Raw genomic sequence first — 8,238 nt, forward strand, 5'->3', positions numbered from 1 at the left:
TTCGGAGGGGCGCCCGCTCAGGCACGTGGTGGATGGGGGCTTTCGTCGAGGATCATGTGTCTTGGGGAGCGAATGCGGTTGCCGCTGAGGGGGTTTCCCACTGGTCCAGGTCGGCGTTTAACCGCTGTATCCGACCCCGGGAGCGCCGCACCGCGTCGGCGCCCAGGACGAGGTGAAGGGGCGGTTCGTCGGACTGTACGGCATCGATGATGACGGTCGCTGCGCGGTCGGGGTCGCCGGATTGGTGCCCGGCGTGGTCGGCGAAGCGGTTGAGCACGGGCCCGACCGTGGTGTCATATCCCTCGATCCGGGAGGTCGAAAACCGTATCGAGTTCGAGGAGAGGAAATCTGTGCGAAAAGAGCCGGGTTCGACCACCGTCACTCCGATGCCGAGCGCACCCAGCTCCTCGGACAGCGACTCCGATAAGGCACTCAGGGCTGACTTCGCCGCGGCGTACACCCCCGAACCGGGCAGCGGATCCAGAGCAGCGATCGAGGAGACATTGACCAGGTGACCGTGGCCCTGCGACCGCAGATGGGGCAATGCAGCCTGGATGACGCGGAGAGCGCCAAAGAAATTGACCTCGAACAAATGCGTCACCTCGTCGGGACCGGCCCCTTCGACGGGTCCGAGAAGACCGTATCCGGCATTGTTGACCACGACGTCGAGACCACCTGCCAGCGCGTAGGCCCGACTCAGGACCGTTGGGGCCGCGGCGGGGTCGGCTACGTCGAATTGCACGACGTGCAGCCGGTTTCCGGGCGCGCGGTAGTCGACCGTCCCTGTACGGGTGGTACCGACGACGGTGTGCCCGCGGTCCAGGACCGCGGAGGTAAGTGCGCGGCCGAGACCCCGCGAAATTCCGGTGATAAACCAAACAGACATGACATCAACTCTTTTCGTGTGTATGCGCACCGACTGGTGACACAATCGGCCGTAAGTCGCGCGTGTCACGCAGTCGGGTCTCATGCGGTGAGCCAGGCGTGGTCAGTGCGCGGTGAGTCCGCCGTCGACGACGATTTCTGCTCCGGTGATGAAGGATGATTCGTCGCTGGCGAGAAATACCATGACCGGGGAGATCTCGTCGGGGCGACCTGCTCGGCGCATCGGCGTGCGCACGATGTCGGCCTGTTGTTCACCCTCCTCGTCGAGGATGGTCTGAATCATCGGCGTCGCGATGACGCCGGGGTGCACGGAATTGACCCGAACGCCCGCGGTGGCGTACTCGACCGCGGCGGTCTTGGTCAGAAGCCTCACCGCCCCTTTCGACGCGTGATACGCCGCGGCGCCGCCACTGCCGATCAAACCGAGGATGGAGGACGTGTTGATCACCGACGCATTGCCCGAGGCGCGCAAATGCGGCATGGCGGCTCTCATGCCCAGCCAGGTACCCGTCTGGTTCACCGCGATGACCCGGTCCCACGATGATTCGTCGGTGTCCTCGATGCCTTCCCAGTACACGATCCCGGCGACGTTGACCAGGACGTCCAGACGCCCGAAGATCTGGTCAACCCGCTCGACAGCATCGGTCCAGTCCTGCGCTGAGGACACGTCCAACGTGGTGGCGGACACCGTGGCGCCCTCATCGCGCAGCCGGTCGCTCAATGCGTACTGCGCCTCGGTCGACGTGTCGGTCAGCATTACCTGAGCGCCTTCCCGCACGAACATCTCAGCGGTGGCGGTGCCGATCCCTCCGGTAGCGCCGGTGATCAACGCGACTTTTCCCTCCAAGCGGCCAGTCATGTGTAGTCCCTTCTGGTGTGAGCACTTGTTGTTGTCTGCAGAACTCGTGGCGGTTGATGTGAGAATCAGGCGGCGGTGAAACCGCCGTCGACCGCGACGACGGCACCGGTCATGAAACTGGACCGTTTCGACGCCAGGAAGCCGATCACTTCGGCGATCTCCTCCGGTTGCGCGATCCGCCCGATCGGGTGGGCGCTGGCGAACGACCGAAGGTAGTCGCGGCTGTCATCGCGAATGTTGTCGAGCATGTCGGTCTCGATGACTCCGGGCGCGACGATGTTGGCCCGGATCCCGTGGGCGCCGCCCTCGAGGGCGATCACCTTCGTCAACTGCGCCAGTGCACCTTTGGATGCCGAATAGGCGGAGCCTTGGGGAAGCCCCACGGTGCAGGTGTAGGACCCCACGTTGACAATGGCGCCCTGGCCGCGAATCTGCATCACCTTGAAGGCTTCCCGGGCATGCAGGAACGCGCCGCGGACGTTGACCGCCATCAGGTCGTCCCAGTCCTGGAGGGTGGTGTCGGGGAAGGGCTTGTTCAGTGTCCGGCCGGCATTGTTGACGAGAATATCCAGGCGGCCGAAACGCTCCACTGCCATCTGTGTGGCGCGGACAGCCGTCTGTTCCTCCGCGACGTCGCCTTGAACGGCAACGACGTCGTCCGACTGTTCGGCGAGGTGGTGCACCTCGGGCCGAAGGTCCTCGACCACGAGTTTCACCCCCCTCGAATGCAGCCATGCCGCGGTCGCCGCGCCCACACCGCGCGCTGCGCCGGTCACCACTGCCACCGAACCTAGAAGCCCGTCCCCGGATACTGAGGGCGGGGCGATGTCATGGGCCATAGGTGGCCTCCATTCCTGGTACTCAGTTGTTGATCTGTGTGGGGCCGACCGTCGTAGCGCGCAGATTCCACCTGTGGGCCGCCGCCTGTCGGCCGGCTGTCGGCCGCGGAACTATTCACGATCTTGCGCGGCCCAGGAGACGGCTACCAGGACATGTGGAGCCTGGGTGTCGCACACCCAGGCACAACCGGCCCGCGATGCCTATCTTGGAACCATGGAGCTGAGCAACGTCCTGGGTGAATTCTTGAAAACCCGGCGATCGCAACTGTTGCCTGAGGTTGCCGGCGTGACACCGGGCGGATCGCGCAGGGTGGCCGGTATGCGGCGGGAGGAAGTCGCCGTGATGGCCGACATCAACGTGGATTACTACGCGCGACTCGAACAGGGCCGCGAGCGCAACCCCTCGGCTCAAGTTCTGGAGGCCCTGTGCCGCGCCCTGCGTCTTGACGACGACGAACGGGAGCACCTGTACCGGCTGACCGGAAACACACCGGCCGATCGGTTCGAGGACGCCATCGGTGAGGTGAGCCCTGAGCTGCATCAATTGATGGAGGGCTATCACCACACTCCCGCTTTTGTGCTCAACCGGACGCTGGACATCCTCGCCACCAATGCGCTGGCGGATGCGCTTTATTCGCCGTTCGCACAGGTGGATAACCTGGCGTACATGACGTTCCTGGACCCCGCCGGTCGCACCTTCCACACCCAGTGGGAGCGCACAGCGCGCAACGCGGTGGCCAATCTCCGCGCCGCAGCAGGTGCTTACTCTGAGGATCCCCGCCTGCGCCGCCTTGTCCGCACCTTGGAAACCAGTGAAGAATTCGCCACGTTGTGGCGGTCCCACGCCGTGCAGGGCAAGACTCACGGTTCCAAGGAACTTCACCACCCCGCCGTCGGGGCGCTCACCCTGAACTACCAGGCGTTCGATGTTCGCAGCGCACCCGGCCAGCAGTTGCTGATCTACCACGCCGAGCCCAACAGCCCAAGCGCGCAGGCACTGTCACTTCTGGGCGCGTTGGGCGCTTCCCCCGAATAAACCGGTCTTTGGGCGGTGTTGGGCTCTGCGGGCGCACCCGCGCCGGTGCTCAGGTACTTCTCCAGTGTTACCGGAATGGCCGCAGGTGTAGCCGTCGCGCAAGCGGGGCGAGTCTGCACCGCAGGGATGACGGACGGAAAGCCTTGCACGGCAGCCAAACACGAGGAGCGGTGGCCGGCAACAGCTCAGGCAATGATTCGCCTGATGCGATGCGCGGTAGCTTAGTGGTATCCCGCCATACTCCATTCCGTCGTATTCCTCGCACATCAATCGTCCGAGGCTGGCAAGGGGAGAGGTCGTGGACGTGGGTCATTGCGGCAGCGAGGACCTTGACCGTCCAAAGTGGCGCGGCCTGCGTTTGCCACGGTGACGCTCGATGGAGATACCTGGGATGCCAGCTCCCACCTTGCTACACCTATTGAGCGCGAGGAGATCTCGGCGAAGGGCGTCGAGATGTTTCCCGGTCTCGTCAAGGAGCGGGTCTGGGCCGTGGTTGCGCCCCTGAGTTCGTCGGGGATCAGGTCAAGGCGTCGGATCACCCAGAGTTGTCGCCGCCGCCATAGTGAACGAGGGCGGTTTTCAGACTGTTGCCGCCGCAATCCTCGACGTCCCGCCGCCACGCTTCGTGCTTAGTTGGCCGGCTTTGCTAGATGACAATGATAGGGGAGTGGCGGTGGGTGAGACGACGTCCTGGGTCGTAGTTGCTGGTCGTCTCCGTCGAGCTCAGTCTCGGTGCGTCGCCGAATGGGTGGCGGTGAGATAGCGGTCCAACGTGTCCCGGCTCGCCGACAGGTGCCGGATGCGCTCGTCGAGCCGTTCCCTCTCGTGCGCCAGTGCGTCCAGGATCTCGGGGCACGGATCGATCGTCGGCTCGCTCCCGTGCGCGCAGGGGAGGATCTGACGGATGGCGTCGGTAGAGAGGCCTGCGTCGAGTAATCCACGGATTTGGGCCACCGTGGTCAGGGCGTCCGAGCAATATCGGCGGTAGCCGTTGTCGGCGCGGACGGGGTTCAGCAAGCCCTGTTGCTCGTAGTAGCGCAGCATCCGTGGAGAGGCGCCCGACCTCGCCGACAGCTCACCAATGGAGATGGCCGTCGACAACGAGCGTAGCGCAGGGGTTGACCTTGACATTGATGTCAGACTCTAGCATCCGACGTATGAGAACAGATCAGCGAAGTCCGCGTCGTCGCGACCCGTCCATTCCGAACGGAGTGGCCGCGTAATGAAATTGAGTGTCGCACTGTCCAACGACGAGGCCGGCGTCGACCCCCGGTCGATCGTGGCGCAAGCGCGCCTGGCGGAGGAGCTGGGGTACGCCGGTGTCTGGGTGCCCGACCATCTGCTGCCACCGGAGCCATACGGCGACGTCTACGGCGGCGTCTACGAGGCCTTGATGCTGCTGTCCCACGTGGCCGCGGTGACCAGCCGGGTCACGCTGGGAACGACGGTGATCATCGTGCCGCTGCGGGAGCCGGTCCTGCTGGCCAAACAGCTGTCCACACTGGAGCGGTTGGCGCCCGGGCGGGTCGTCTTCGGCGTCGGCGTCGGCTGGGACGCGAACGAGTTCGACGCCCTCGGTGTGCCGTTCTCCGAGCGAGGCGCGCGGACCGACGAGGCGATCGACCTGATTCAGGCGTTGCATCGGGGTGAGACGCCTTCGGGGAACCGGTTCTTCGGGTCGGGCGCCGGCGTCTTCGAGCCCCGGCTGACCGCGCCGGTTCCCGTCATGGTCGGCGGCATGACCGGACCCGCGTTCCGCCGGGCCGCGCGCGTCGCCCGCCGCTGGCAGGCTTTTGGACTCACTCCGCAGGAATTCCGCACCAAGCGCGAGGAATTGGATCGCCTGTCCGCGCCGCGCCGGATCTCCGCAGGCATCATGCTCTCGAGGGAAATCAGCCACGAGAACGTCGCAGAACTACTTGATCGCCTGCACGCCTACGAGTCGGCGGGCGCCGACGAGGTGACGATTCACTTCGGGCCGAGCGCGCAGACGTCCGCACCCATGACCGAACTGATGGATCGTTGGCGGGCAGGTCACCAGCCCTGAGGTCCCTCGCCCTACCGCACGGCCGAGCGTCTCATCGAGGCTGGGCACACCGTGTACCTGGGCGCCCGCGACCCTGAGCGTGGCGCGACCGCCGCGAAGTCCCTCGGGGCGACCTTCGTCGCGTTGGACGTCGCCGACGACGCCTCCGCCATCACATCGGTCGACGAGGCCGAGGGAGTACTCGACGTCCTAATCAACAACGCGGGCATCACCGGCGCCTGCACTGAGGCCGGACAGTGAGCGTGGCGAAAACTGATGAAGGACAGTGCAATACTGCAACGTTTACTGGTAACGCTGCATATTCGATTCCTGCATATTCGGCCTCGGCCTGCGGGTGTGGGTGCTGTTTTCGCCGATGCTGCTGCTGGGCTTATCTTTTGGGGTGCCGCTCGGCCTCATCGACCGTGCCGCATTGGAATCGGTACCCGCGGTCAGCGGCGGATCCGCGTCGGGCCTTCTGCAGTTTGCGCGCTTGGGTAGCGAGGCAGTTATCGTCGGCGGCTACGCGCTCCTCATCTCCACCCTTGTGGCAGCGCGGATCGCCAAACCCACGCTCGCGCAACAGGTATCTGCTGGCTACGCTGGCGACTATCTGCCGGCGTTCGTCACGGGTCAAATCATCATTATGAGCGCTGTCGCCGTGAGCGTTGCTGTGGTGGCACTTCTGCACCGAGCCGCGCTTCGTGCTGAAGCGCGGTGAGCGGTCACTGCACTAGGAACAAACCCAGGGGTACTTCATGTTGTCTGGGCTGTGCAGCGGTGATCCGATAGTCGGATCCCCTTTTGTCTTAAGGAGAAGATAAGTGGGCCGATCGGATGGCTATTTCGTATTGCGAGAGCTCTATGACGCTTACGACCGTGGTGATCAAGAGGCGTTCTTTCGTGATTTGTCGCCCGACCTCACCTGGGTTGAGAGTGTCGGGTTTCCGGCGCCGGGCGTATCGCATAACAGAGCAGAAATCCAAGCTAATCTTTTTGATGTTCTAGAGCGAGATTGGACGGTGTTCCGATTCACTCTCGATGTCTTGATCGATGGTGGCGAGTTCATTGTTGGCGTTGGCACTTATCGGGGAACTCATCGCGTGACGAAGAAAAACTTCGAGGCGCGAGCTTCCCATGTCTGGCATGTCCGCGACAAGCTGATCGACAGTTTTGAGCAATTCGCGGACACCGAGGTCATCCAGCGTGCAGCGGCTGAAGACCCCGATGATCTGAGAGTCAGTTCGTAAGCGATTGTGATGTCTCGAGGCATCACCGACAGTGGTTGTGCAGGGCGGGACCTGGTCCGGTCCGCCGCGGGGGGTTTCGACGAGGTCGGCGGAGGTGAAGTAGCGGACCTTGTGCCCGGCGTGGATCGCCGCGGCTCCCAACCCGATCAGGGTGTGGGACTTACCAGTGCCTGCGGGGCCGATGATCGCCAGATTCTGTTGTGCCCGAATCTATTCCAGACTCGACAGGTAGTTGAAGACCTTCGGTGGAATTGAGGAGGAAGCCACGTCGAAGGACTCCAACGTCTTGGGCACAGGGAACGCGGCGGCCTTGAGTCGGTTGATGACGTTGGAGGCATCCCGTGCCGCAAGTTCGGTCTCGACCAGGGTTCGCAGGACCTGCTCTGGGGTCCAGCGTTGTGTCTTGGCGGTGAGCAGCACTTCGGGTGCGGTGCGCCGCACCGCGGCCAACTTCAACCGCCGCAACCCGGCATCCAGATCGGCCGACAGTGGTGGCACCGACGGCGGCGCAACGGGTTCGACGGCAGTCGTTGCGGATGTCTTGGTCATAAGATCACCTCGCCCTCAGCCGTGCCTGGCGTGATCTTGTAGGCCGTTCAGGGAACGCATCGGGGCGACCGGCAGATCCAGGATCAGCGCATCCCGGCCGGACGTGGCTGCGGGGCTCCCGTGCCGGCGGCCAGGTGGGTCCGGAACAGTGCTTCGCAGACGCGGTCCCAGCCGTAGTCCGGATTGCTTACTAGGAGCAGAACTGTCGCAGGCCGACCTGATACGAACGGATCGACGACTGGGCGAGTTTGTGGATACTGCGAAGATCGCCGAAGAACTCGTCGACCATGGCGACGGTCCAGCGTGTCGCTGCAACGGCCACGGGCGTAGCGATCACGGTTGCGATACGAGTCCGCAGAGCGCGGGGGCGGTGGGCGGAAAGTGTTGCAATACAGACGAAAACGACGGGAGGAGTGGTGGCCGTCAAGCGACCGGGCGTTGATTCATCTGATGCAATATGCAGTCGTTATACCTGACATAATGTGGCTTATCGGCACAAAATCAATGCGAGTACCAGCGCAGTGACGAATTAACATGTCCCGCTGCACCATTGCGGCGGTAACGGTGCGTAAGGTGGCATGAGGTCGCGGCCGCGACTGCGGCCTCATTGCTGCTGTTCAGGTGGGTCGCCGTTCGGGGACGCTCAATTGGCCTTCAAACACCGACCGCTGGCTCGACCGCGTGCAGCCGGCCCGGGTCTGACACATCTAGCCGCGGCCCTCACGAGCTAAGGATGGCTCCGTTGTGGCTATGGCGACCCCAAGCCGTCAGGAAGCAGCCGCCCCCAGGAAGAC

Annotated in this window: 8 protein-coding genes and 3 pseudogenes; 5 read left to right on the top strand and 6 right to left on the bottom strand. The window is 63.9% G+C overall.

Features of this window, described 5'->3' with window-relative positions; translation table 11 throughout:
- Positions 1 to 52 precede the first annotated feature (52 nt).
- The 3 genes from ABW137_RS09790 to ABW137_RS09800 all read right to left on the bottom strand — a co-directional run bounded on the left by ABW137_RS09790 (position 53) and on the right by ABW137_RS09800 (position 2,520).
- Entirely contained in the window at positions 53 to 886 is an 834-nt protein-coding gene (locus tag ABW137_RS09790) for an SDR family NAD(P)-dependent oxidoreductase (protein WP_526399317.1), read from the bottom strand.
- 102 nt (positions 887 to 988) lie between these two features.
- The gene (locus tag ABW137_RS09795; protein WP_526399319.1) at positions 989 to 1,744 is read right to left on the bottom strand and encodes an SDR family NAD(P)-dependent oxidoreductase; all 756 of its coding nucleotides are present in this window, start codon (positions 1,742 to 1,744) and stop codon (positions 989 to 991) included.
- A gap of 65 nt (positions 1,745 to 1,809) precedes the next feature.
- Positions 1,810 to 2,520, bottom strand: coding sequence for an SDR family NAD(P)-dependent oxidoreductase (locus ABW137_RS09800; RefSeq protein ID WP_526399321.1), 711 nt, complete (start codon positions 2,518 to 2,520; stop codon positions 1,810 to 1,812).
- Positions 2,521 to 2,749: 229 nt separating this feature from the next.
- Between ABW137_RS09800 and ABW137_RS09805 the strand changes: the two genes are divergently transcribed.
- The gene (locus tag ABW137_RS09805; RefSeq protein WP_526399323.1) at positions 2,750 to 3,619 is read left to right on the top strand and encodes a helix-turn-helix domain-containing protein; all 870 of its coding nucleotides are present in this window, start codon (positions 2,750 to 2,752) and stop codon (positions 3,617 to 3,619) included.
- 723 nt (positions 3,620 to 4,342) lie between these two features.
- Here ABW137_RS09805 and ABW137_RS09810 read toward each other — a convergent pair.
- The gene (locus tag ABW137_RS09810) at positions 4,343 to 4,750 is read right to left on the bottom strand and encodes a MerR family transcriptional regulator (RefSeq protein WP_526399325.1); all 408 of its coding nucleotides are present in this window, start codon (positions 4,748 to 4,750) and stop codon (positions 4,343 to 4,345) included.
- 91 nt (positions 4,751 to 4,841) lie between these two features.
- Between ABW137_RS09810 and ABW137_RS09815 the strand changes: the two genes are divergently transcribed.
- The 4 genes and pseudogenes from ABW137_RS09815 to ABW137_RS09830 all read left to right on the top strand — a co-directional run bounded on the left by ABW137_RS09815 (position 4,842) and on the right by ABW137_RS09830 (position 6,895).
- Positions 4,842 to 5,666, top strand: coding sequence for an LLM class flavin-dependent oxidoreductase (locus ABW137_RS09815; RefSeq protein WP_526399327.1), 825 nt, complete (start codon positions 4,842 to 4,844; stop codon positions 5,664 to 5,666).
- Between the two features lie 27 nt (positions 5,667 to 5,693).
- A pseudogene (locus tag ABW137_RS09820) lies at positions 5,694 to 5,906 on the top strand (SDR family NAD(P)-dependent oxidoreductase); the annotation flags it as partial.
- Between the two features lie 100 nt (positions 5,907 to 6,006).
- A complete protein-coding gene (locus tag ABW137_RS09825; protein ID WP_526399329.1) occupies positions 6,007 to 6,366 on the top strand; it encodes a hypothetical protein in 360 nt (119 codons plus the stop codon).
- 103 nt (positions 6,367 to 6,469) lie between these two features.
- Entirely contained in the window at positions 6,470 to 6,895 is a 426-nt protein-coding gene (locus ABW137_RS09830) for a nuclear transport factor 2 family protein (protein ID WP_526399331.1), read from the top strand.
- Here the strand turns inward: ABW137_RS09830 and ABW137_RS09835 are convergent.
- Both ABW137_RS09835 and ABW137_RS09840 read right to left on the bottom strand, forming a co-directional pair.
- Positions 6,812 to 7,444, bottom strand: a pseudogene (locus tag ABW137_RS09835) (ATP-binding protein); the annotation flags it as partial. The gene ABW137_RS09830 and the pseudogene ABW137_RS09835 sit on opposite strands and share 84 nt — an antisense overlap.
- 134 nt (positions 7,445 to 7,578) lie before the next feature.
- Positions 7,579 to 7,745 (bottom strand): annotated as a pseudogene (locus tag ABW137_RS09840) (site-specific integrase); the annotation flags it as partial.
- Between the last annotated feature and the right edge of the window lie 493 nt (positions 7,746 to 8,238).

It is taken from the genome of Mycobacterium sp. (genome assembly GCF_040509115.1).
In the GTDB taxonomy this organism is placed as follows: domain Bacteria; phylum Actinomycetota; class Actinomycetes; order Mycobacteriales; family Mycobacteriaceae; genus Mycobacterium.